The 22,922-nt window shown below is 61.7% G+C and carries 21 protein-coding genes; 12 read left to right on the top strand and 9 right to left on the bottom strand.

The genetic code is table 11. The features are described 5' to 3' along the window. Nucleotide 1: 1 nt before the first annotated feature. Nucleotides 2–781 (bottom strand): alpha/beta fold hydrolase, encoded by a 780-nt coding sequence (locus tag BLT40_RS09195; RefSeq protein WP_079520421.1) that lies wholly within the window; start codon nt 779–781, stop codon nt 2–4. Beyond that, nucleotides 778–1,851 carry a fumarylacetoacetate hydrolase family protein gene (locus BLT40_RS09190; protein ID WP_255363981.1) on the bottom strand — a complete coding sequence of 358 codons (1,074 nt, stop codon included), beginning with the start codon at nt 1,849–1,851 and terminating at the stop codon, nt 778–780. Before BLT40_RS09190 ends, BLT40_RS09195 begins: the two co-directional genes overlap by 4 nt. 124 nt (nt 1,852–1,975) lie before the next feature. On the opposite strand from BLT40_RS09190, the gene BLT40_RS09185 reads away from it, so the two are divergent. Next, nucleotides 1,976–4,678 carry a beta-glucosidase H gene (locus BLT40_RS09185; protein WP_176809134.1) on the top strand — a complete coding sequence of 901 codons (2,703 nt, stop codon included), beginning with the start codon at nt 1,976–1,978 and terminating at the stop codon, nt 4,676–4,678. 123 nt (nt 4,679–4,801) lie between these two features. On the opposite strand, the gene BLT40_RS09180 is transcribed toward BLT40_RS09185, so the two are convergent. Together BLT40_RS09180 and BLT40_RS09175 are read right to left on the bottom strand one after the other, a co-directional pair. Next, complete coding sequence (locus tag BLT40_RS09180) at nt 4,802–5,521, bottom strand: SDR family oxidoreductase (protein WP_079520424.1); 720 nt, start codon at nt 5,519–5,521, stop codon at nt 4,802–4,804. Nucleotides 5,522–5,543: 22 nt separating this feature from the next. After that, a complete protein-coding gene (locus tag BLT40_RS09175) occupies nt 5,544–6,812 on the bottom strand; it encodes an MFS transporter (RefSeq protein WP_176167692.1) in 1,269 nt (422 codons plus the stop codon). Between BLT40_RS09175 and BLT40_RS19960 the strand changes: the two genes are divergently transcribed. The 3 genes from BLT40_RS19960 to BLT40_RS09145 all read left to right on the top strand — a co-directional run bounded on the left by BLT40_RS19960 (nt 6,811) and on the right by BLT40_RS09145 (nt 10,703). Further along, nucleotides 6,811–7,695 (top strand): LysR family transcriptional regulator, encoded by an 885-nt coding sequence (locus BLT40_RS19960; protein WP_176167693.1) that lies wholly within the window; start codon nt 6,811–6,813, stop codon nt 7,693–7,695. The genes BLT40_RS09175 and BLT40_RS19960 overlap by 2 nt on opposite strands. A 272-nt stretch (nt 7,696–7,967) precedes the next feature. Further along, nucleotides 7,968–8,861 (top strand): alpha/beta hydrolase, encoded by an 894-nt coding sequence (locus BLT40_RS09160; protein ID WP_176809133.1) that lies wholly within the window; start codon nt 7,968–7,970, stop codon nt 8,859–8,861. Nucleotides 8,862–10,211: 1,350 nt separating this feature from the next. Continuing rightward, nucleotides 10,212–10,703 (top strand): DUF4265 domain-containing protein, encoded by a 492-nt coding sequence (locus BLT40_RS09145; RefSeq protein ID WP_079520429.1) that lies wholly within the window; start codon nt 10,212–10,214, stop codon nt 10,701–10,703. A 70-nt stretch (nt 10,704–10,773) separates the two neighbouring features. Here the strand turns inward: BLT40_RS09145 and BLT40_RS09140 are convergent, their stop codons facing one another. Beyond that, complete coding sequence (locus tag BLT40_RS09140; protein WP_036110247.1) at nt 10,774–11,004, bottom strand: AMP-binding enzyme; 231 nt, start codon at nt 11,002–11,004, stop codon at nt 10,774–10,776. A gap of 98 nt (nt 11,005–11,102) precedes the next feature. On the opposite strand from BLT40_RS09140, the gene BLT40_RS09135 reads away from it, so the two are divergent. The 8 genes from BLT40_RS09135 (at nt 11,103) to BLT40_RS09100 (ending at nt 20,663) form a co-directional block, all read left to right on the top strand. Next, on the top strand, nt 11,103–11,306 hold the full coding sequence (locus BLT40_RS09135) for a hypothetical protein (RefSeq protein ID WP_139382625.1): 204 nt from the start codon (nt 11,103–11,105) through the stop codon (nt 11,304–11,306). Nucleotides 11,307–11,527: 221 nt separating this feature from the next. Continuing rightward, nucleotides 11,528–12,193 carry a response regulator gene (locus BLT40_RS09130; protein ID WP_043695902.1) on the top strand — a complete coding sequence of 222 codons (666 nt, stop codon included), beginning with the start codon at nt 11,528–11,530 and terminating at the stop codon, nt 12,191–12,193. Further along, a complete protein-coding gene (locus BLT40_RS09125; RefSeq protein WP_090352737.1) occupies nt 12,190–13,602 on the top strand; it encodes an ATP-binding protein in 1,413 nt (470 codons plus the stop codon). The genes BLT40_RS09130 and BLT40_RS09125 overlap by 4 nt, the downstream gene beginning before the upstream one ends. A 188-nt stretch (nt 13,603–13,790) precedes the next feature. Next, entirely contained in the window at nt 13,791–17,030 is a 3,240-nt protein-coding gene (locus BLT40_RS09120; protein WP_090352736.1) for an efflux RND transporter permease subunit, read from the top strand. Then, a complete protein-coding gene (locus BLT40_RS09115) occupies nt 17,020–18,207 on the top strand; it encodes an efflux RND transporter periplasmic adaptor subunit (RefSeq protein WP_079520434.1) in 1,188 nt (395 codons plus the stop codon). The genes BLT40_RS09120 and BLT40_RS09115 overlap by 11 nt, the downstream gene beginning before the upstream one ends. Beyond that, entirely contained in the window at nt 18,191–19,654 is a 1,464-nt protein-coding gene (locus BLT40_RS09110) for an efflux transporter outer membrane subunit (protein ID WP_090352735.1), read from the top strand. The genes BLT40_RS09115 and BLT40_RS09110 overlap by 17 nt, the downstream gene beginning before the upstream one ends. Nucleotides 19,655–19,728: 74 nt before the next feature. Next, entirely contained in the window at nt 19,729–20,238 is a 510-nt protein-coding gene (locus BLT40_RS09105; protein ID WP_079520436.1) for a hypothetical protein, read from the top strand. A 122-nt stretch (nt 20,239–20,360) separates the two neighbouring features. Then, nucleotides 20,361–20,663 (top strand): hypothetical protein, encoded by a 303-nt coding sequence (locus BLT40_RS09100; protein WP_090352734.1) that lies wholly within the window; start codon nt 20,361–20,363, stop codon nt 20,661–20,663. Nucleotides 20,664–20,875: 212 nt separating this feature from the next. Here BLT40_RS09100 and BLT40_RS09095 read toward each other — a convergent pair whose 3' ends face one another. The 4 genes from BLT40_RS09095 to BLT40_RS09080 form a co-directional block, all read right to left on the bottom strand. Then, complete coding sequence (locus tag BLT40_RS09095; protein ID WP_143025860.1) at nt 20,876–21,184, bottom strand: hypothetical protein; 309 nt, start codon at nt 21,182–21,184, stop codon at nt 20,876–20,878. A gap of 137 nt (nt 21,185–21,321) precedes the next feature. After that, the gene (locus tag BLT40_RS09090; protein WP_079520439.1) at nt 21,322–21,516 is read right to left on the bottom strand and encodes a lysozyme inhibitor LprI family protein; all 195 of its coding nucleotides are present in this window, start codon (nt 21,514–21,516) and stop codon (nt 21,322–21,324) included. 61 nt (nt 21,517–21,577) lie between these two features. Then, nucleotides 21,578–21,997, bottom strand: coding sequence for a DUF6326 family protein (locus tag BLT40_RS09085; protein ID WP_090352732.1), 420 nt, complete (start codon nt 21,995–21,997; stop codon nt 21,578–21,580). Nucleotides 21,998–22,009: 12 nt separating this feature from the next. Next, nucleotides 22,010–22,729 carry a DUF4386 domain-containing protein gene (locus BLT40_RS09080; protein ID WP_090352731.1) on the bottom strand — a complete coding sequence of 240 codons (720 nt, stop codon included), beginning with the start codon at nt 22,727–22,729 and terminating at the stop codon, nt 22,010–22,012. Between the last annotated feature and the right edge of the window lie 193 nt (nt 22,730–22,922).

Here is a 22,922-nt window from a genome sequence, read left to right as displayed (position 1 = left end):
ATCAGTGCGCGTAAAAGCCCCGCAGCGCGTCGATGCATTCAAAGGGCTTTTCGAGCGGCGTCCAGTGGCCGCAATCGTTCACGATGACCAACTGGGCACGGCTGAACCGGGCGGCCAAGGCCTTGTTGCCGTCGGGTGATCCGACGCCGTCTTCCGAACCGGTAACCAACAGCACCGGCGCTTCGACGTTCTCGATGGCGGCGGGAGTCGCTTCTGCCAGGGCCTCGCAACTTTGCGCGTAGCCTTCCGGAGGCTGGCGCATCACCATCTCGCGGATGGCAGCAATCACCGCAGGTGATTGCGACTTGGTCGCAGCACTCGTAGCGGCCTTCGTTATGGCATCCGCGATGTCCTGCATCGCCGCGATTCCCTGGCGAGCGGCTTCCGCGCGCGCCCGGGTCGCCACCTTCGCCGCATCCGGTTGAGCTGCCAGTGCGCCGAACAACGCGAGGCTCAGCACACGATCAGGATGAGCGACTGCGAGGTGCTGGGCCACGATGGTCCCCATGGAATGGGCGGCCACGTGCACCGACGGGAGATGAAGCGCATCCAGGACGGAAACGACCGACGCGACGAATTTCTTGATCGACAGCGGTGACGACAATAGATCAGATCGTGCGCTGCCTGGCAGGTCGATGCGCACGATTCGCTTGCCATCGAACGCGGGGATCAGAGGGGTCCACAGATTCGAGCTTCCGCCCAAGCCATGGATGCACAGAATCGTTTCGTCGCCTTCGCCATTGAGTTCGACCGCAAGCCCGTGAATCACCTGCGTGCTCATGCACCCACCTCGTTTTCCAGCACGCCAATCCCAGAAATCTCGATGCGCATGCGGTCGCCGACCTTCAAGAACCGTGGCGGATTGAATCCGATGCCCACGCCCTCGGGCGTGCCGGTCGCGATGATGTCGCCCGGATGCAAGGTGATCCCCGCGGAAATCGTTTCGATCAGCGTGGGAATGTCGAAAATGAGATCGCGGGTATTGGCTTCCTGGCGAAGTTCCCCGTTGATCCAGCAGCGCACATCGAGGTTTGCCGCATCGATGTCGTCTGCCGTGACGAGCACAGGACCCATGGGCGCAAAAGTGTCGAATGACTTGCCGAGGAACCACTGCTTGTGGCGCTTTTGCCAGTCTCGCGCCGTAACGTCGTTGAGGATGGTGTAGCCGAAGACGTGCTTGAGCGCGTCCGCCTTGGAGATCCCACGCCCCCCCTTGCCGATGACCACCGCCAGTTCGGCCTCGTAGTCCAGGGCCTCTGTCACCCCCTCCGCTGCCCATACCGGCTCGCCGTCGGCGATCACCGTCTCAGGAGATTTCGTGAACACGATCGGTGATTCAGGAATGGCGTCGGCGGGGTTGGCATGCCCCGCATCGAAGCCGCTCTTGGTGAATTCCTGTGCGTGGTTGATGTAGTTCTTTCCAACGCAAAAGATGTTTCTTGACGGACGAGGGATCGGCGCGAGGAGACGCACGTCCGTGAGGGCCACCGGCTCACCCAAGGCCAAGCTCGCGGTTGCCTCACCCGAACGAATCAACGCAAGCACATCGGTTACGGGAGTCCCGCCCTGCGTCAGCGGGGCCAGGGAGGCGCCGTCTGCGCTCAGCGCTCCGACGCCTTGCTGATGGTTGTGAATGAAAGTTGCCAGTTTCATGAGTGCTCCATTTGTAATCCAATCGCGGATTATTATGAACCAATATAAACCGCCGTGAGCCAATGTCACCTTGCGATGCACAAAAATCGATACAGTCAACGTTCGGCGGAATAGCATTGGTTCAATTGGTTGGCGCGTGCGGCGGTCGACATCGTTGATCTCGCCCCAGTCCTCGGCTCCTTGAACTGCGATCGGCATCTCACTTCGCGCATTCCGTAGATGGGCCAAGGCCACGACGCCTTCCTCACAACTGCATATGGGATCATCCTATGAATTCGGGCGACAGGGGTTGCCCATCGTTGAAACGTTGCGGAGGTCATCCATGAATCGGTATTTGATGGCTGCGGCGATTGCCGCAGCGCTTACGTGCAGCATCGCTGAGCCCATCCATGCGCAGGCCGCTGCAGCGGCCAATAACGCCGCTGGCGTCGGGGGCGCGGTCAGGGGCGGTGTGATGGCGGGCAGGGGTGGCGCGGCGTTTCGCACACTCCGTGGCCAGAACGCGGTGCGCGGGCATGCGCCTGACTTTCTTCGGGAGTGGATTGCGGACAACGCAGCCGACCAAATCGTTCGGCGCATGACGCTTTCGGAAAAACTGAACTACATCGGCGGAACGGGCGCATGGGACATCAAGCCCCTGGACCGGTTCAACCTGCCGCAGATCTACGCCACCGACGCCTCCCTCGGCGTACGTCTTTCCAGTCCCGCTGGCGTGAGCTATCCCGCAGGTCAGGCGCTGGCTTCGACGTGGAACACTGCGCTTGCGAGAGACTTCGGTGCGTCGCTCGGTCGCGATACCCGCGAACTCGGCTTCCAGAATGTCCTCGGACCTGGGTTCAACATGTATCGGACCCCGTATGCGGGGCGTGCATTCGAATATATGTCCGGGGAGGACCCGTATCTTGGCGCCGCGCTCGCACCTGACATCATCGACGGCATCCAACAGCAGGGCGTCTGGGCAACGCTCAAGCATCTGGTCGCCAACGACGAGGAAGAAAATCGTCTGAAGATCAACGTCAAGGTCGACGAACGGACGCTGCGGGAACTGTACCTCGTGCCGTTCGAGTCGGCGGTCAAGATTGCCAAGCCGGCGAATATCATGTGCTCGTTCAACCACATCGATGGCGACCAGGCCTGCGAAAGCGCCCACGTCGAGAGCGACATCGTGAAGAAGCAATGGGGTTACAGCGGCTTCATCGAGTCCGACTACAACGCGATCATCGACGGTAAGAAGGCTGCATTGGCAGGCACGGACATCGACATGCCCCAGGGCATTGGGATGAATGAAGCGAACCTGCGCCCATTGGTCGAGAATGGGACGATCCCACAGTCTGTCATCGACGACAAGGTCCACCGCATCGTCAAACAGCTCCTGCTGTTCGGGTTCACCGAAGGCAAGACGTCGACGGATAACACGCAGACTGCGGACGAGCGGCTGCGCAGCGAGGGGATCGCTCAGAAGGTGGCAGAAGAGGGCATCGTGCTCCTCAAGAACGCCGACAGTAACCTTCCGCTGTCGAGCCGGCCGCTGCGCATCGGCGTCATCGGGCAGCGCTCGGTGAGTGCACCGCCCGCAGGATTCGGCAGCGCCAACATCGACCCGTATGAATACGTCAACGACATCGACGGCATCCGGGCGGCCGCTCCCTCCGGGTCAACGATCACCTACATTGACCGGATGTCGCTCGATCCGGGCTTGACGCCAAGCGTCTCGGGGTTCACGGGCGCCTATTCGTATGCCGGCAACACGGTCACCCGCGACGACAGCCTCATCAACCTCAACTGGAATCAGGGCGCCTCACCGTTTGGCGGCAATTTCCCGGATGCTGCCGTATGGTCCGGGCAGATTCGGCCGACGGTCAGCGGCGACCATGTGTTCAAGATTCGCGCGGACGGTGCCGTTCGGGTGCAGATTAATGGAAAGGAAATCATCAACAACGGGGCCGGGACGGTCATCACCCCGACGATTCCGCCGACGCTGCCCGTGAGCGGCACCATCTCGCTCAAAGCAGGACAGGTGTACGACGTCAGCATCCAGTACGAGCGCAAGCCCGACTACTTCAGCACCCTCGGTGGCTTCCAGGGCGTGCAATTCAGCTGGGCCCAGCTTGTTCCCACGCCCGACCTGGCAAGCTATGACGCGGTGGTCGTGGTCGGTGGCCTGGGCTCCGAATACGAGGGGGAGGGCTTCGACCGCCCCTTCAAGCTGCCCGAAGCACAAGACGAACTCATTGCGAATATCGCAGCGGCCAATCCCCATACGACGGTGGTGATGCACGCCGGCGGCGGCGTCAGCATGCGGCCGTGGGTCGATAAGGTGGCCTCGGTGCTCTATGCGTGGTATCCCGGGGAAATGGGTGGCAAGGCGCTTGGCAACATCCTGTTCGGTGCCGTCAACCCATCGGGAAAGTTGCCGATCACAATCGAGAAGTACGAGTCGGATAACCCGACGTTCGCCAACTATCCGTTGCCGCAGAACAGCCTGCAAAGCACCGATATCGACTATAGCGAAGGACTGCTCACCGGTTATCGCGGGTTCGAAGCCAAGGGCATCGTTCCGGAGTTCGCCTTTGGCCACGGCCTGTCCTATTCTACCTTCAACTACGGCAACGTACGCGTCACTATGGGGAACATCCCCTTCCTTGACGACCGCAATATCGTGGGCACCGTTCGTTTCCGGATCACTAATACCAGCAAGCGTGAAGGTGCGGAGGTCGCGCAGGTCTACGTTGGCGAGAATTCGCCCTCCGTGACGCGGCCGAAGAAGGAACTGAAAGGCTTCGTCAAGGTTGACCTGAAGCCGGGCGAGAGCCGTGAGGTGGCCGTCCCGCTGAACGCTCGCGCATTTGCCTGGTTCGATACCTCGGCTACCGCGTGGCGCGTCGACCGCGGCGCCTACACGGTGTCCGTCGGGGCGGCGTCTGATGCCATCAAGGGTTCGGATCAGGTGTTCCTACCGAGGGGCCAAACCCTGTCGGTGCACGACAGCCTGCCGATCGTGATGCCGGACTGGGCGCGGCGTTAATGCCGACTTGGGGGAGCCCGACGGAAGTCGTGGCTCCCCCGTTTTTGCGGATTGGAAACCGCGTGCAAAACAATGGCCCAGGTCGCTTGACGGCGACCTGGGCCATTGCTGTGGCTCGAGCCTTTATGCGATGCGTCCGCCTCCGTCGACGTGAATCACCGTCGCATTGATAAACCCGTTGGTCATCACGGACAACACGGCTTCAGCAATGTCGTTAGCCTGGCCTACCCGGCCCACGGGAAGCTGGCTCGCCATCGAGTCGAACATCGCCTGCCGATCTTTGGCCGACAGGAAGTCCCACGTTGGAGTGTCGATGACGCCGGGGGACACCACATTTACGCGCACCGGCTTCAGCTCGAGTGCAAGGCCCATCGCCATCCCTTCCAACGCCGCGTTGAGCGCAGCCACGATGGTGGCGCCCGGCCCCGGGCGATAGGCAGCCAGACCAGAAAGAAACGTAATGCTGCCCCCGGCGCGCAGCAACGGTGCGGCGTGTTTCGCGGCGAACAGCGGGCCCCAGAACTTGGAGGCAAGCATGTCCTGGATTTGCGCCGTGCTCACCTTGTCGATGGGTGCGAAGGTCAGGCTTGCCGCGGTGCTGACCACATGATCGACGCCATCGAGGGTGCTGAACGCACGACGGACCGAGTCCTCGTCGCCGATGTCCACCGATTTCCAGGAGGCTTGCCCTGGGATGGTCTCCGCGGCTTGCTTCAGTTTTGTCTCGTTGCGTCCCAGCAGCACGACCTCGGAACCCGCTGACGCGGCCTGGCGTGCCACTTCGAGACCCATGCCGGATCCGCCCCCGATCACGACGACCTTCTTCTTCGATAATGCGTTCATGCGTGTACTCCTGCTGTAAACATCATGGAATCAACCTGCGTATCTGGCGCTTGCTCAGAATGAGGGGGATGAAAGCGAGAACGGCCCATGCTCCGGCGACGGGCGCCAGCCACGCGAGTCCCGCGTGCGCAATGACCGACCCGCCAGTGAACGAGCCCAGCACGATACCGAGATTGAACGCAGCAATATTGAGCCCCGAAGCCACTTCGGCCAGATCGGCCGCGACGTGACCGGCCACATCGATGATTCGCGACTGGAACACGGAAACGGCAGCGAAGGCCGCAAACCCGAGCGTGGCAACGACCGCGTAGGCAAACCACGAATGTCCGGTCCATGCTGCTGTGCCGAGCAGCGCGAGGATGAGGATGGCAAGCACCATCAAGGAGGCGCGGTAGGCACCCAGTCGGTCGCGGAGAATGCCGCCTGTACCGTTGCCAATCACAGCCGCGGCTCCGAATGCCAGAAGTGCTGCGCTGATCTCGTCGCCGGACATGTCGACCGTCGCCTTCAGCAGGCTCGCGATGTACGTATAGACCGTGAACAACGCGGCATAAGTCGCGGCGGTGACGGCTGCGGTCAGCACGATGGGGGAGGACGCGAGTGCCCGCTCCAGCGGCGTGAAGGCTGGTCCGGTAGACGCAGGTGCGTCTTCGTGCGCGAGCTGGGATCGAAGCGCTGCCCATCCGGCGCCAGCCAACACGGCGATGGCCAGCAAGAGGGCGCGCCAACCCGTCAGCCCGTCCAAGAACGTGCCAAGAGGCACGCCGAGAACAAGCGCCACAGTCAGTCCGCTGAAGACCAGTGCAACCGCTCGCCCGCCTTTTGCGGGCCCGGCGGCCGTGGCTGCAGCACTGGACGCGACGGCGAGGAAGAGGCCGTGCGCCAGGCCGCCGGCGAATCGGGTCAGCACCACCAGCCAGAGCGTTGGCGAGACCGCCATGGCAAGGTGAGCCATGGTGAACAGAGCAAGGCTCGCCAGGAGCCGGCGGCGACGGGTCCAGGATGAGAGCCAGCCGGTCAAGAGTGCGCCGCCCACGCAAACGCCGAGCGCATAGGCCGTCACGGTGGTGCCCACCTCGGGGATCGTCACGCGGAACGACGCAGCCATCGATGGCGCAAGACCGATGACGATGAATTCGCTCAGGCCCAATGCGAAGGTCGAAAGCGCAAAGGCATAGATGACAAAAGGCACGGCGTATTCGCTTTTAAAAGCCTCAAGGGCAGAGGTTTTATCGTAGGGACGACCCTTGGTTGCTACTATGGTTAAAACAGCAAGGCGGCTTTTCACCATGGCAAAGCTCCCCCCGTTCGAGGGCATGCTGGAATTCGTCGCAGCGGTCGATGCCGAAAGCCTTTCTGCAGCCGCTGAGTCGCTGGGGGTTTCCGTCGCCCACGTCAGTCGCAAGGTGTCGGCCCTGGAGCGAGACCTGGGACAGCAGTTGCTTTTACGCACTCCTCGGGGCTGCGTTCCGACGGATGCGGGACGCTCGTTCCATGCGCAAGGCAAGGTATTGCTCGCGGGTCTGGAGGAAGCGCGCGATGCTGTGCGTTCCGGCGGCGCGACCGTCAGCGGCTTGATCCGGATCAGCATCGGTGGCTATTTCGCCGAGCGGCAGATCTTGCCGTTGCTCACCCGGTTTGCGGCCGCTCATCCCGCGGTCGACCTCGATATCGGGGTGGTGACGCGCAATGTGGATCTGGTGGCCGAGGGATACGATCTCGTCATCCGAGCTGGCCCGCTCGCCGACTCCCGGATGCGCGCGAGCAAGATTGCCGTCTTCCAGGGACACACGCTCGCAGCCCCCGCCTACTTGGCATCCCATGGCACGCCTGCGCATCCTCAGGAACTCCATCCATCACAATGTTTGGTCTTGGGGCACCGCGAGTGGGTGTTCATGCGCGGAGACACGCGGGTAGCCTTCGCGCCAGCAGGCCGCGTGCGCGGCGACAGCGGCCTGACGATGCTGACTGCTGCGCGCGCCGGTCTCGGGATCGCGCAGGTGCCCAGCTATTACGGTGAGGAAGACCTGGCCCAGGGGACGCTTGTGCGGCTTTTCGATGGCTGGCAGAGCGCCGGTGTCTTCGAGTTCTTTGCCGTGCTTCCCCCTGCCAGCTATACGCCCGGTCGCGTCCGTCAGTTGGTCGACTTTTTGCACGCCGAGCTGTCGCTCTGACGGGCAAGCGCAATGTGCGCATCGCAATCCGCGATGCGCGGGCCGCCGTCGGCGACACCTAGACGGAAAATCGTCGGCGACTGCGCATCCTCACGACCGGGCGTAGCCGATGCGGAATGACCGCGCAGCCACGCAGCGCGACCACATCCTGTTCCTGAAGGTTTTGCGTCATTCGTGATGCCGCGGATGCGACACCGTTCGGTGCTTCACGATCATTGCACTCGTGTGTGCATAATTTCCCCTCCGTGGCTTTCAAAGACCGGAGAAGCTCAGTGACTACCGAAACGATCCAATTCATCAGCGAAGGCATTCCCTGCGCGGGGACCCTGTATCGGCCGGTCGGGGACGGCCCGTTCCCGGCTGCGGTGCTCTCGCACGGGTTTGGCGCAGTAAGAGGGATGCGCAACATTCCTGAACTTGGCACCGCATTGGCAGAGAGCGGTGTCATCGCACTCGCCATCGACTACCGCTATCTGGGCGACAGTGGGGGCACGCCTCGACAGCAGGTCATCCCGCACGCGCAGCGGCAGGACTTGGTCAATGCCCTGTCTTACCTTGAGACCCGCAAGGATGTGGATGCCGCGCGTTTGGGGCTGTGGGGAACCTCGTTCAGCGGTGGCCAGTCGATCCAGGTGGCAGCGTTCGATCGCCGCGTGAAGGCACTTGTGGTGCAGGTCCCGGCGACGGACCTCTATCGACAGATCCAGTTCGAAGCGCCGTCAGAGCAGCGGGATCTGATCAACAGCACGATCGCGTCCGAGCGCCCGCGTCACTTTGCGGGGGAGGAGCCGGCCACGATGAAACTCGCAGACACTGCGGAAAACCCGTCCGTGTTTGGTCCTGAATCGTTGGACTGGGCAACACGCAATGAGCAGGAACACGCCCAGTTTCATAATTACGTGACGGTGACGTCGCTGGAGCAGGCTGTCCAGACCGCTCCTGGGGATTACATCGCGTCGGTATCGCCGACACCGCTTTTGCTGATCCTCGCCGAGCCGGATAAGACCGTTGTCACGAAGCTGACGCGCCAGGCATTCGAGCGTGCGCGTGAGCCCAAGCAAATGCTGGTCGTCGAGGGGCTTCACTACGACGCCTACGATGTGCCGGAAACGCTCGCCAAGGTCACGGCAGCCGCGCGGGACTGGTTCGTGTCCCACCTTCGCTGACCCATTCACGCCCGGCCAAGCCCGCGGATCAGCCCAGCAGGGCTCCGGCTGGTCGGGCATGACTTTGGCAGCACCCGCTGGCCCCATGGAGCGCCGTGCTGACCCAATCGCCCGGCGAGCCAGCCCGATCGGGGCAAATTGCCGGTTCGTCCCTGCCTTCAATGAGCCATCTCCACAGTAGCGCCTGGGGACCGAGTGATGTATCGTTCAAATGCTAGTCGTCCGCCACAAACGTGATCTAAAACAACGTGTTGTGACCGGCTGACGTGGTCTCCCTTCACCCGCTCCACTCAGTGCCATCATTGCGCTAAGTGCCTTTTCTGCAATGTTTTTATCGGCTTCGTCAGCGGACCCGGGCGACCTCCCCCGAGGTATCGTCTGAGGTATCGTTTTGTGCCCAAGCCTTTGCTGTTGTCCCGACGCAGCGGTTTCTATGTCCGCTTTCTGGTCCCCGAGTCGCTGCGCCCGGCTATTGGTTCGCGGTTCTTGGTGCGGCCATTGCATGGGATGACTAAAGAGGCGGTCCGGCTGGCTGCGGCGCTCTTAGATGTGGCTCTCTCGCAAGCGTGTTTCAGACCAGCCATTGCGCGTCGCGGCTTTCGTCGGCAGGGCTCGATGTCGGGCACGTGGAGAGTGTCGTAGGAAAGAAGTCAGTGGGACACTGAGGAGTGCCTCTGAAGGTACTACGGTTGGCCCCTTCAGCGGCAGATTAAACGTGAACGAAGTACCCCTCGAATTCCGTGCATTTCCACTTCAGGACGGAAAGGTAAATGTCGGAACAATCTTTCCATTGCAGTAGGCGCCAAGATGCGAAAATTGACGCAGTCCGAATCGTCTGTAGTCCGAACGCTCGGAAATCTGATTACAGATGACGTGCTTCGGAGTCAGTTCCTACTAGATATCAATGAAGTTGAGGTCACGGACGAATCGCCAGACGGATCTCGGTTGCTCTTTCACCTGCCCGATGTGCAGCTCCCACCTTATCGAGGTCAAGATAGCTTCCGCGGTCGCGACGGATTTCCCGTCGAAGGAAAATTGTTGGATGCAGATGGCGAGTTCATTGACGTCTATTTTTACCATGTGAATGGACGGATGTTCGAACTCGAACTTCTGCGGCCAGATGGTCAATCTATTTTGAATCCCAATTGGACATCGTTCACCGCGGAGTAAAGAGCGTGTTGCATCGAGATATCACGGGGCGGCCAATCAGGCCGTCCTCCGTGTTCATTGCGAGACTATATTCAATACCGGGTGTCGCAAAGAGTGAACGCGGCGTTACTCCGCCCGGAAATGAGGTTAATGTGGACCACGTTATCCCAAGGTCCAAGGGCGGAGACGGATCGTTAAACAATGGTCAACCTGCCTGCCGAAACTGTAACCTCGATAAGAGCGACAAAATCAATGCCTGGATTGGTGAAGGTATTCTTTTCTATCCAACCGGACGAGGACGGCTATCCAGACGTTGGCAGTGAGTCGGTCTGGGCAAGACCAGCAGGATCGCCAGATACCTACACCATCGATAACATCCCGTTCTTTGCGCGCCAGGCCGGCCTCGGCGATACCGTCCGCGCACCTCTTCAGGATGGCGTTCGATGGTTCGACCGAGTGCTGGTGGAATCGCCGAACTCTTTATTTCGCGTGGTCTGCTTCGATGAGAACAGTGTCGATGCCGTTGCCGATGCGCTCCGGTCCTTGGGCTGTGTGACGGAATACTTTAAAGCGCGCAACCTGTTGGCGGTCAGCGTGCCTGGCGGCGATGTGCTGGAGGCGGCAGAGGCATATCTCAACCGGCAGGAAGGCGCGGGAGTGCTCGACTTTGAGGGTGCGATTTATCGCGAATAAAGCGCCTCGTTCGGAATGCTAGGGCTGGCCGTGAGCGCGTTGACCAAGCTGCCGGTTGGGAGTGTCGGTATCACGTGGATATGGGCAGGGACATATACCCTTGAAAAGGCGTCGTACGCATATTGCCGTAGGGCGCCGACTTCAATCGTATGGCCCCTCGGGCGACAACAAATGCCACAGGTACCTCGCCCAGGTCGGTGTCGTCGATTCCGACCACGCAGCATTCTTTGACGGCGCGATGTCTCTCAAGGTAGCTCTCGATCAGGCCGGGTGAGAGGTCTTCGCCACGGCGGATGATCACATCCTCGATCCCTACACCAACACCTATGCGACCGACCCGCTCTACACCACCTCGATGCGGCGCGGCCTCGTCGAACAGAACGGGGCGGAATGGCCCTCATGAATATTCTCCACCATGCGCGCAATGCGCTGGAGCGGGAGGGCGATGTCGGGGTCCGCGGGCACCCGATAGACCAGGTCCCCAACTCGCACTGGAGGGCGGCGATGGCGATCGAGCGCAGCCAAGGGTCGTCATTGCGCGCAACAGCCTCGATGGCGTGGTTCAGGGTGGTGAGCAAGGCGGGCAGGGGGTTGGTCATGTGAATCCGCAGCGGTCGATCGATGGAGAGCCCAATCGGCCGGTCAGGGCGGGGCAAGCGTGGCCCGGGGGGCTGCGGTCCAGACGGAGTTCGGGCTCCTGCAAGAGCCTGTTGAGACCAGACATCGCGTCACTGCCCTGGCGTAGACTGGATGCCAGGGCACAAAAGGTTGGCAAAAGACTCTCCGGCGATCATGGTCGCTTTCGTTCCTCGAGCCCGTACCGCATGCACATCTTGCTACTTGAAGACGACATCGAGTTGGGCGAGGCCATCAAGCATGCGCTTGAGCACCAGTCTTACGCGGTAACGTGGCTGACCGACGGCAGGCAAGGCGCGGCGTCGTTGTCTGACACGGGCATCGACTTGATCTTGCTCGACCTGGGCCTGCCTGGGAAAGACGGCTTGGAAGTGCTGCTTGAAGCACGCCGCGCGGGGGTGAAAACGCCCATCCTGGTAATGACCGCGCGGGATGCGACAGAGTCGCGCATCAAGGGCTTGGACCTGGGCGCAGACGATTACTTGGTCAAGCCGTTTGACCTGGGGGAACTGGCGGCACGTATTCGCTCGCTGACCCGCCGCGCGCAGGGCCTGGTGGACAATCGAGTGGAGGTGGGCAGTCTGGTGCTGGACCTGGCTACGAATGGCGTTACCTTTCGAGGTGAAATGGTAACCTTGACCCGGCGGGAGTTCGCGGTGCTGCGCATCCTGACCGAGCGCGCCGGCCGCATCGTTCGCCGCGAAACGCTCGAAGGGTCGGTCTACGGATATGACACAGTGGTGGATCGCAACGCCATCGAAGTGCATGTGCACTGGCTGCGCCGGAAGTTGAGTCCCGAGGTCATCCACACGGTGCGCGGCATTGGCTACATGATGCCCCGGGAACCCAAGTGACCTCCAGCAGCCTGCGCGCGCGACTCACCTGGCTCATCATCCTTGTCCAGGTGGCCGTGCTCATTCCGCTGGGGACCATCAGCTACCAGCGCGAACTCCACGAGATGAATCAGTTGCTCGATGGGCGTTTGGCCCAGGCCGGGCGAACGCTGGGCACCTTGATTGCCTACGGGCATGGCAACTACGGAGTACAGGATCCGGCGAAGACGCTGCAGCTCGCGACCGAGGCGCAAAAGGGTACCGTCGTCGTATCGGTCCATCCACGCAACTACGAGCCCGAAGTCGGCTTTCAGGCGTATGACCCCCAGCGCAAACTGGTCGCGGCAACCGCCAATCTGGCGGACCTGCCCTCACCGGCTCCTGGGGAACGCGGGTTTCATGAAGCCGAATATAACGGGGTCAAATGGCGACTGTTCACCCTCACCAACCGCTTCGACCTGACGGTGCGGATTGGGGAGCGGGCAGATAACCGGTCGGACATCACCCGCGGTCTCATCCTTGAGCACGCGTTGCCGCTCATCATCGGGCTGCCTCTGCTCGCCGTGTTGGCAGGACTCGCGGTCAAACAGGGACTCAAGCCTCTGGGTGTGCTGACTGCAGTGCTCGCGCAGCGCGAACCGGGCAGTCGCAAGCTCATCTCCATCGACCGCTCTCCCGACGAGATCAAGCCACTGATCGAGACGCTCAATCAGCAACTCGAGCGGTTGGAAGATGCGGTCGAACGAGAGCACCGATTTGCTGGCGATGTGGCGCATGAGCTGCGCACACCGCTGGCAGCCACCATGATTCACATGGAAAGCGCGCTCATTGCCAACGACCCGGCCGAGGTTCAATACACCGTCGGTAACGCGCGGCGAAGCCTGGTCCGCCTGGGACGCCGCATCGAGCAAATTCTTGCGATTGCGCGCTTGGAAGCCGGGGCCGCCTCACAACACCGCGTCCCTCTGGACCTGGTCATGTTCGCCACCGAGGTCATCGAAGAGTTGGCCCCCGTCATCGCCGAGAAAGACATCTCCCTGAGCCTCAACCACGAAGAGCCCGAATTGTGGGTGTCGGGCCATGAGGTCGCACTCACGGCGATGTTTCGCAACCTGATTGAAAACGCACTCCGTTATACCCCGGAGTGTGGCCAGGTCGATGTCGCTGTATGCCGCCTGGACGGCAAGATCCTGATTGCGGTCTCCGACGACGGCCCCGGCATTCCCAAGGACCGCAGGGAGGCTGCCTTTCAACGTGGCTACCGTGGTGCGGACATGAAAGAGCCGGGCTACGGCCTTGGGCTCAGCATCGTCCAGCGCGCGGTAGAGCTGCACGACGGGTCCATCGCGCTTCTGGAGGCCCCGTCGGGCAATGGACTTCTGGTGCACATCCTGATGGATCCGCTGACCGACGACGCCAGTAAACGCTGAGCGCCGAGCGCCAGATTCGAAACACAAAAGATTCCCACAAGAATCGGTTCGGATAATGACCCAGGGCACTTCTGCCCGGGTCAGATCCGAGCGATACCGCTGATGAAACCTTCCGCGCCACGGCGCCATGCGCAGCGACCCGTCCGCGTCATGATGCCGCCATCTCTATTGGCTCAGGGGCTCGCCGCATGCTAGCCCTCGTTCGCATCGCCCTCTCGCGCCCATACACCTTCATCGTGCTGGCGCTGTTGATCCTCATCGCCGGTCCGCTGGCTGCCTTGCGCACACCGACGGACATCTTTCCGAATATCGGCATCCCCGTCATCAGCGTGGTGTGGACCTATAACGGCCTGCCGCCGGACCAAATGTCGGGCCGCGTGATCTATTACTACGAACGCCAGTTGACCACCTCGGTCAACGACATCGAGCACATCGAGTCGCAGTCGTTGCCGGGCGTTGGCATTGTCAAGATTTTCTTCCAGCCGGGCGTGGACATTCGCACAGCCACGGCTCAGGTGACCTCCATCTCGCAAACGGTGGTCAAGCAGATGCCGCCAGGCATCACACCGCCGCTCATCCTCAATTACAACGCCTCGACGGTGCCGGTGCTGCAGATGGCCCTGTCGAGCCCGGTCTTGTCGGAAGCCACCATTCGCGACATCGCGCAGAACTTCATGCGCCCGACGCTGATTTCCGTGCCCGGCGTGGCCATTCCGACGCCTTATGGCGGAAAACAAAAGCAAGTAACGCTGGACTTGAATCCGCGCTCGCTGGCGGCCAAAGGCCTTTCGGCGCAGGACGTGGGCAACGCGTTGGCCGCACAGAACCAGATTATCCCCGTGGGCACGGCCAAGATTGGGACTTACGAGTATCACGTCCAACTCAATAACAGCCCAACGGCCATCGATGAGCTAAACAACCTGCCCATCAAGACCGTCAACGGCGCGACGATCACCATCGGCGATGTGGCCAATGTGCGCGACGGTGCGCCGCCGCAAAACAATGTGGTCCGCGTGGACGGCAAACGCGCCGTGCTGATGCCCGCGTTGAAGAACGGCAATGCGTCCACCCTGGATGTGGTGGCCGGCATCAAGAAGCTGTTGCCGCTCATTGCCGAGACCCAACCCAAGTCGCTGCAGATGCATCTGCTGAGCGATCAGTCCATCTTTGTCAAAGCCGCCGTGGCCTCGGTGGCTCGCGAGGGCGTCATCGCAGCTCTTCTGACTTCCGTGATGATTCTGCTGTTCCTCGGCAGCTGGCGCTCGACGGTCATCATCGCGTTGTCCATCCCGCTGTCCATCCTGTCGGCCATTGCCTTGCTGTCGCTGTTAGGACAGACCTTGAATGTGATGACCCTGGGCGGCCTGGCGTTGGCGGTGGGCATTCTGGTCGACGACGCCACGGTGACCATCGAGAACATCAACTGGCATCTGGAGCAAGGCAAGGGCGTGATGGACGCCATCATGGACGGCGCCAGGCAGATCGTGACGCCGGCCTTCGTGTCGCTGCTGTGCATCTGCATTGTCTTCGTGCCGATGTTCATGCTCGACGGTATCGCCGGCTTCCTGTTCCGCCCGATGGCTTTGGCGGTGATCTTCGCCATGGTGTCCTCCTTCATTCTGTCCCGCACGCTGGTGCCGACGCTCGCGATGTTCTTGCTCAAGCCTCACCATGTGGAAGGCGGCGAGGGTGCGCATCCCGAGGACGCCTATCTCAATCATCACGAGGGCGATCAGCACGGTCGCAAGCGCCGCAGTGCCGTAGTGCGCGGGCTGCTGCGGTTTCAGATGGGCTTTGAGCAGCGCTTCACGCAGGTCCGCGACGGCTACTACGGCTTGCTGGCGGTGGCTCTCGACAGCCGGAAGCGCTTTGTCGTCGGCTTCCTCGGGTTCGTCGTGGTGTCCTTTGCGCTGATTCCTGCATTGGGTCGGGATTTCTTCCCGACCGTGGATTCGGAATCGATCTCGATGCATGTGCGCGCGCCCATGGGCACCCGGGTCGAAGAGACGGCGGCCGAGTTCGATCACATCGAACGCGCCATCCGCGCCGTCATTCCGCCCGATCAGCTCGACACCATCATCGACAACATCGGCCTTCCGCTGAGCGGCGTGAACCTGGTTTACAGCAGCAGCGGTACCATCGGCTCGCAGGACGGCGATATCCAGATCGCCTTGAAGGAAGGCCATCGGCCGGCGGCCGATTTCATGAAGCAATTGCGCGAAAAGCTTCCGCGCGAATTCCCCGGCACCCAGTTCGCGTTCCTGCCGGCCGACATGACCAGTCAGATCCTTAACTTTGGTTCGCCTTCGCCGCTGGATGTCTCCATCGCCGGACGTGATCGCGTGGCCAACGAAGCCTACTCAGAAAGAATTATGAAGGAGCTGCGCAAGGTGGATGGCATCGTCGATGTCCGCTTGCAGCAAAGCTCGAGCTACCCGCAGTTGAACGTCAAAGTGGACCGGGTACGGGCGGATGGGTTCGGCATCACCGAGCGGGATGTCACCAATAGCATGGTGGCGTCTCTGGCAGGCAGCTCGCAGGTCGCCCCGGCCTTCTGGCTCAATCCGAAAAACGGCGTGTCCTACGCCATCGTGGCTTCCACGCCGCAATACCTCATGGACTCGATGTCGGATCTCAAGGCGCTGCCGGTGACCTCCTCAGGCAACGGTGCCACGCAAATTCTGGGTGGTCTGGCGAGCTTCACCCGTGGGCCCAGCGATGCGGTGGTGTCTCACTACAACATCATGCCGTCTTATGACATCTATGCGTCCATCCAAGGCCGGGATTTGGGGGGCGTGGCCAGTGATGTGGAAAAGGTTCTGGCGCAGTTTGCAAGTCAACGGCCAAAGGGCACCCTGGTCAGCCTGCACGGGCAGGTCGGCACGATGAACGAAGCCTTCAGCGGTCTGTTGTTCGGTCTGGTCGGGGCTGTGGTCCTCATCTACCTGCTCATCGTGGTCAATTTCCAATCGTGGATGGACCCGTTCGTCATCATCACCGCCCTCCCGGCAGCGCTTGCCGGCATCGTCTGGATGCTGTTTCTCACGCACACCAGTTTGTCCGTGCCCGCGCTCACCGGGGCCATCATGTGCATGGGCGTGGCCACTGCGAACGCGATCCTGGTGGTGACCTTCTGCCGCGAGCGGCTGGCCGAGCATGGGGACCCGGTCAAGGCGGCGCTCGAGGCCGGCTTTACCCGCTTCCGTCCGGTGTGCATGACGGCGCTGGCGATGATCATCGGCATGCTGCCCATGGCGCTCAGTCAGGAACAGAACTCCCCGCTGGGTCGCGCGGTCATCGGTGGCCTCATGTTCGCCACGCTTGCCACCTTGCTGTTTGTGCCGGTCATCTTCGCAATCGTCCACGGCCGGCCCGCTCCCGCCCCTTCCAAACAGCCGCTTATCGGAGATCACTCCCATGTCGCATGAAGCCATCGCCGCGATACCCGGGCGGCCTCCCCGTGTCCGTTTGATTCTGGCCATCGGCTTAGGCCTGGCCTCCGTTGGGGTGATTGCGGGTCTGTCTCTGCGGTCCGTGGAGTCCCACGAGCTGACGACGTGGACCCAGGCGCAACTTACGCCGAGCGTGCAGGTCATTTCTGCCTCTGCGCTCAGCGCCAACCAGGGTCTGACGCTGCCGGGTCACCTCGATGCATGGATTGCCACCCCCATCCACGCACGGGTCGGAGGGTATCTGAAGCAGTGGAATGTCGACATCGGCGAAAAAGTCAAAGCCGGCCAGGTTCTGGCGCTCATCGACACGCCGGAACTGGATCAGCAGTTCGAACAGGCCAAAGCCGAACTGGTGCGCGCCCAAGCCAATGTGCGCCTGGCCGACACCACCGCCAGGCGCTGGCAGAACCTGCTCGCGTCGCATTCGGTGTCCAAGCAGGAGTCGGATGAAAAGTCGAGCGAAGCGGAGACGGCGCGCGCCAATCAGCTGGGCGCCCAGGCCGATGTAGACCGCCTGGCCGCGTTGGAATCATTCAAACGCATCGTCGCGCCGTTCGACGGGACGGTGACGGCGCGTAACACGGACATCGGCGACCTCATCACGGCGAACACCAGCGGGGGCGAGCCGCTCTTTTCCATTGCCGATACCAGCAAAATGCGCCTGTACACGCAGGTGCCGCAAAGTTACGCGTCCTCCATCGTCCCCGGAATGAAGGTGAAGTTGCTCGTGCTGGGCCATGGCGGCGAGACGGTCGACGGCACGCTCATCGGGACGTCCCGGGCCATCAACCGGGCCTCCGGCACGTTGCTGGCGCAGTTCAAGGTCGACAATCCGCGCCAGGATCTGTTGCCGGGCGACTTTGCCGAGGTGCAACTCTCCACACACGCAGACGCCCACACGGTGACCGTTCCGGCCACGACCCTCCTGTTTCGCGCGCAGGGGCCGCAGATCGCGGTGCTCGGCAAGGACCACCATGTGGTGCTGCGCGATGTACACATCGCGATGGACCTGGGCGACAAGCTGGAGATCGACCAGGGCCTTCAGCCGGACGACCGCATCATCGATCATCCTACCGATTCGCTGAGCCAAGGCGATCTGGTCCAGTTGGCCCCCGCTGCCACCGACGAGAGCCACCATGCCAAGAAAGCATGATCTTGCCATCCGTGGCGGAGCATTGGTCTTGTTCATGGCGCTGGGCGGCTGCTCGCTGGCGCCGGACTACGTGAAGCCCAACGCCGGTGCCCTGCCGGAGGCCTTTAAGGGCGCCGCTAATCCTGAAGGTTGGACGCAGGCCGACCCCAAAGATGCCACCGCGCGCGGTCCGTGGTGGAAAGTCTACGGCGATCCCACTCTCGATGGCCTCGAATCCAAACTGGACGCCAACAACCCCGACATCGGCGTAGCCCTGGCTCGTCTGGATGCATCGCGGGCCTATCTCCAGGAGCTTGGGGCACAACAGTCGCCCCACGCAGGCATCGACGCCACACCGACCAACGCGCGGCAGTCCGATAACCGGCCGCTTCGGGGCTCCAGCCAGCCCAACGAGTACGACACGCGGACGGTCGCCTTCAGTGCTAGCTACGAGCTGGATTTATGGGGTCGGATTCGCAATGAGGTGGCCGAAGGCAAGGCGCGTAGCGTTGCGGCGGAGGCGGACCTGGCCTCCGCCCGCCTGAGCCTCCAGGGGCGCCTTGCGGACTTGTACATCGCATTGCGGGGGGATGACGTGGAGCTGCGCATCGTCCAGGACTCGTTGGCCGCGTTCGGCAAGGGCCAGTCGATCACGCAAAGGCGCATGGATGGGGGTGTGTCGTCGGGGCTGGATCTTGCCCGCGCGAACGCGCAATACGCCGATGCCCAGGCCCAGGAAACGGAGCTGCGTGTGCAGCGGGCACTCACCGAGCACGCCATCGCGGCGTTGGTCGGCGAATCCCCGTCGACCTTTTTGCTGCCCGCCCAGACCACGGCTCTGACCCTGCCAAGCATTCCGCTGGGTGTGCCTTCGACCTTGTTGGAGCGCCGGCCCGATATTGCTGCCGCCGAACGCCGTGCGTTCGCCGCCAACGCTGGCATTGGGGTCACGCGCGCGGCGTTCTACCCGACCATCAGCCTGGGTGCCGCCTTGGGCTGGCAGGACGTGGGTCACGGCAATCTCCTGGCGGCCAGCAACCAGTTTTGGAGCCTTGGGCCGTTGGCCTCGCTCGAGCTATTGGACGGCGGCGCGCGGCGCGGCCGCGAGGCGGAAGCCAAAGCGGAGTTTGCTGCGGCCTCAGCGCAGTACCGCGGCCTGGTGCTGCACGCATTCCAGCAGGTCGAAGACAACCTGTCCTTGCTCCAGGAGCTAGGCCGGGAAGGCCAGCAGGAGACGGCAGCGGCCGACGCCGCCAAGCAGTCCGAGACCTTGGCGACCAACCGATACAACGAGGGCGTCGTCAGCTACCTAGAGGTGGTCACGGCGCAGACCGCGGCGCTCAAGGCCGAACGCACGGCTGAGTTGGTGCGCACGCGACAGCTGCAGGCGAGCGTGGATCTGATCCGTGCTCTGGGTGGCGGATGGCGCGCCGCTGCTCAAGACGAACCGCAGGTCAGCGCACGCTGACCCGAGGCGCTTATCACTGTTTAGCGTGATGTTCTGACGGGCTCGCGCATCGTCCATCCGAGGAGATCTATCCGATGCAATTCAGACTCACGACTGTGCGCAGTGCTCTGGCTGTGTTCTTGGTGATGAGTGTCCTGACCGGCTGTGCTGCAGTCACCGAGACCAGCACGGTCAAGGAAAAAGACACCTACGACCTGTGGGACAAGCGGATGGACCACATTCCGTTCGTGTTTCACGATGCCGACGGCGCCGTGACCGCCTTTGACAACCGCGGCGACATTTTCAGCAAGGCCGCAACGGCTGTCGAGGCCGAGCGCGGGCGCCGCGTGGAAATTTGGGTGGGGCATTTCAGCGGCCCGCTCAAGACCTTGTGCTCAGGTGCCCCCGCGTCGGTGCCCGACGCAAAGGGTCCAACGGTCGTGTCCGCGCTGTGTGATCGCGATCGATCCGTCGTCTCATTCGCTGATCGTGCGCGGGAGCGCGTGATTGCCACACGACCGGTTTACATCGCTCGTGCACGCAAACTGCTGCTCAACGGCATTTGGGAAAGCGTTGCGCAAGAGCCAGATCCGCTGCCGTACTGAAGCGGTAGCGGCAGGTGCAAGACCTATGGCCGGAGCGCTCGCGCTCTACCTGGTCGTGCTGGCGCCGTCATCTGTTCCGCTGCCGCTGGAGAGAGAAACCATCGTCGTAGGAGATTCCTTGTATGCGCCTCGCGCTAAGCACGCTGCTCCGCCCCATTGGGTTAGCGGCGATCGCTGTGGCCCTTGCTGGCTGCGCCACCCGTACTGAGATGCAAATGGTGCGGGACGAAGATACCTATAACGTTTGGTCGTCTCGCATCCAGCATCTGCCTTTCGTGGTCCATCAACCGGATGGACGGTTTGAAGCTTACGATGGGACAGGGGCTCCGTTTCCTAAAGCGGCTGCGATGGTGGAGGCCGAGCACGACGACCGTGTCGAAATCTACATTGGTCGCTTTGATGGGCCCGATAAGACGCTCTGCTAAAGCACGCCTGATGCGTCCGAGCGCCCGAACGGGCCGAATGTGCTGGCCGCCTTGTGTGATCACGAGCGTTCCGTCGTTTCGTTGAGCGACCATTTGCAGCACCGACCCGGAGCGTCGGCAGTCCGGCTCAGTCTATCGATGCGCGCACTTCGTGGAGCCAACCCTCGGCAGATCGAGGGCGTACCCCCAGCTCCGCGCGATGATGGCGAGGGTTAGGGAGACGGAAACAGCAGCTTCGTCGGCTTGGCCGTCTCTGAGGTGTCTGTTGATGGCTCCCGCGGGCAGGCCTGGGTCGCGACCACCATCTTGGCATCGATAATCCAGGTGTTCACTGGGTCGGTTTTCTGACGCACGTAATACTGGGTATCGGTCGGAAAGACGAAATTGAACGGCACCGTCTGCGTGCCGCCCGGCGTCGCCAACAGATTGGAAAGGACAGGATCTTTCTCTGCGTCGCGGATCTGGTCCTCATGGGACGCTCTGGGCTTTTCTCCTGCACGGCAGGATGCGACGTGCTTCATCTGCCTCAGGAATGGACGTTCCATCGGGACCCATGAACCAGCCTGGCGTCATTTTCCTGTACGCATCTTCCGCTCACGCCGCCACCGCCAGCCGTCGGCACCGGTATGCCGAGAAGCAAATCGACCGGCGTCCCCGATTAGCAATTCTTGTCGAGCCGGGCTATCCATGCACGTTCTTCGTCACGCAGCGATGTGCGCTGATCAGGACTTAAGCCCTTGCGCAGGCGTTGATACGCGGAGTTCAACCGTTTGTGCTGGTAATCGTGCTCGTTACCGATACAGTTGTTGAGCGCGAGGGTGACGCCGCGCGTTCCAACAATCCAGCGCGTCATGCGAGGAAAATCCTGTGCGATGTTTGTTCGCTCGACCCTTGCCCCGGTCACTGTGAAATAGCTAGACAGTCGACGCAACTCGAGGCCAGCGCCAAGCGAGCCCCACAGTGATTAACGAGATCGTCATTTCGATCACGCCCATGGCTTTATAAAACCACCAGGCGTCCGTCATGGTGGCCGCCATGACAAGTGTGTAAAAGATTCCAAGAATGATGGTCACTATGCGGCATGCCCTGACCGGTAAAAGCAGTGACAATGCGATCATCAAGGCGGGCGCAGCCAGGAGCATCGACGCGCCGACGAGTGTGCCCTGGCTTGTCGGACCTATGGGCCCATCACCGTTGAGGACACCTTGTAACTTCCCTGGGACGTACAGGCCAAAGTAGTCGCCATAGATGTAACACGACATCAGCGATGTCCATAACGCGGCCAGCTTCAATCGTACGGGAACCGGATGGTCTTCGAATGAAGGTAATGCCATTGCGGTTTTCTCCTACTCAATCGACACGGTCGGATCGGGCGTAGGGGCACGTTCGTGCGATGCTCCAAAGACGAGCAACCATAAACAAGTGCCTATCTCGCCGAGGGCGGCTGGAACAGTCGCGTAGTCCGAAAACATCGAGCGGCTGTAGTCAGGTAACAACAGTTGCCCAAACACGTCGACGACATAGCCAGCGCTTCCCAGCATCAGCAGATAGCCGAACAGCCGTGGAATAGTCCGCGACACAGTGATGAGATAGCCCATCGGTGCGAGCCACAGCCCCCAAAACAGGCTGGCAATGAGCAACGTGTGGTCCCAGCTGTAGAGGGCCATGCACGCCAGCGCATGGCCGTACATACCGGCTTCACCGGCCGATAGCTTCGTATTCGTAAGCCAATTGACGGCATCGACACGCTCGACAACGCCGACGAGTGCTACCGGGACGCTGGCAAGTGCCAGAACCGCCATCACACTCGCGGCCCACCGGCCCGCGTGATGCAGTAGTCGGTAGAATAAAATTGGCAGCACACAAAAGGCGGCTTGCTCGATAAGAAACGCTGCCGTCCCTGCATTGTAGAGTCCCGGGTTTGCTAACAGTTGCTCGACCCGGCTCTGTGGCGCGCCGCTGCCTGACAGTGCGGCAGGAACATACATCAGGCTGAATAGCCCTGTGCCCACAACGACGAGATAGGTCAATCCTGTCAAGCGGCCCAGCGATTTATGCCCGTCCATATGCCTCCCCCCTGCTGACGACGCTAGTGCGCGAGTATGGGAGGTGTCGAAGTTCGATAAAAGCATGCCAGAAGTATCGAATCTTACTTATGGGCCGTTAGCGTCCAGGACACCATCCCATCCGGCCTCCCACCGCCAGCCCGTTGCTTTCGCCGGGTGCCGCCATGCCTCCTGCCGTCGGGCTCTTCACGCT

This window comes from Dyella sp. 333MFSha (assembly GCF_900102405.1).
Classification (GTDB): Bacteria; Pseudomonadota; Gammaproteobacteria; order Xanthomonadales; family Rhodanobacteraceae; genus Luteibacter; species Luteibacter mycovicinus.
The sequence above is the reverse complement of the archived record's forward strand: the minus strand, read 5'-3'. Positions and strand labels throughout refer to the sequence as shown.

Excerpts from the sequence above, each read along its gene's own strand:
- BLT40_RS09120 (WP_090352736.1), top strand. The coding sequence starts at position 13,791 with ATGCTAGCCCTCGTTCGCATCGCCCTCTCGCGCCCATACACCTTCATC.
- BLT40_RS09180 (WP_079520424.1), bottom strand. The coding sequence starts at position 5,521 with ATGAACGCATTATCGAAGAAGAAGGTCGTCGTGATCGGGGGCGGATCC.
- BLT40_RS09195 (WP_079520421.1), bottom strand. The coding sequence starts at position 781 with ATGAGCACGCAGGTGATTCACGGGCTTGCGGTCGAACTCAATGGCGAA.
- BLT40_RS09095 (WP_143025860.1), bottom strand. The coding sequence starts at position 21,184 with ATGAAGCACGTCGCATCCTGCCGTGCAGGAGAAAAGCCCAGAGCGTCC.
- BLT40_RS09115 (WP_079520434.1), top strand. The coding sequence starts at position 17,020 with ATGTCGCATGAAGCCATCGCCGCGATACCCGGGCGGCCTCCCCGTGTC.
- BLT40_RS09080 (WP_090352731.1), bottom strand. The coding sequence starts at position 22,729 with ATGGACGGGCATAAATCGCTGGGCCGCTTGACAGGATTGACCTATCTC.
- BLT40_RS09145 (WP_079520429.1), top strand. The coding sequence starts at position 10,212 with ATGGTCAACCTGCCTGCCGAAACTGTAACCTCGATAAGAGCGACAAAA.
- BLT40_RS09175 (WP_176167692.1), bottom strand. The coding sequence starts at position 6,812 with ATGGTGAAAAGCCGCCTTGCTGTTTTAACCATAGTAGCAACCAAGGGT.
- BLT40_RS09135 (WP_139382625.1), top strand. The coding sequence starts at position 11,103 with ATGAATATTCTCCACCATGCGCGCAATGCGCTGGAGCGGGAGGGCGAT.
- BLT40_RS19960 (WP_176167693.1), top strand. The coding sequence starts at position 6,811 with ATGGCAAAGCTCCCCCCGTTCGAGGGCATGCTGGAATTCGTCGCAGCG.
- BLT40_RS09090 (WP_079520439.1), bottom strand. The coding sequence starts at position 21,516 with ATGACGCGCTGGATTGTTGGAACGCGCGGCGTCACCCTCGCGCTCAAC.
- BLT40_RS09185 (WP_176809134.1), top strand. The coding sequence starts at position 1,976 with ATGAATCGGTATTTGATGGCTGCGGCGATTGCCGCAGCGCTTACGTGC.
- BLT40_RS09100 (WP_090352734.1), top strand. The coding sequence starts at position 20,361 with ATGCGCCTCGCGCTAAGCACGCTGCTCCGCCCCATTGGGTTAGCGGCG.
- BLT40_RS09085 (WP_090352732.1), bottom strand. The coding sequence starts at position 21,997 with ATGGCATTACCTTCATTCGAAGACCATCCGGTTCCCGTACGATTGAAG.
- BLT40_RS09190 (WP_255363981.1), bottom strand. The coding sequence starts at position 1,851 with ATGCCGATCGCAGTTCAAGGAGCCGAGGACTGGGGCGAGATCAACGAT.
- BLT40_RS09105 (WP_079520436.1), top strand. The coding sequence starts at position 19,729 with ATGCAATTCAGACTCACGACTGTGCGCAGTGCTCTGGCTGTGTTCTTG.
- BLT40_RS09130 (WP_043695902.1), top strand. The coding sequence starts at position 11,528 with ATGCACATCTTGCTACTTGAAGACGACATCGAGTTGGGCGAGGCCATC.
- BLT40_RS09110 (WP_090352735.1), top strand. The coding sequence starts at position 18,191 with ATGCCAAGAAAGCATGATCTTGCCATCCGTGGCGGAGCATTGGTCTTG.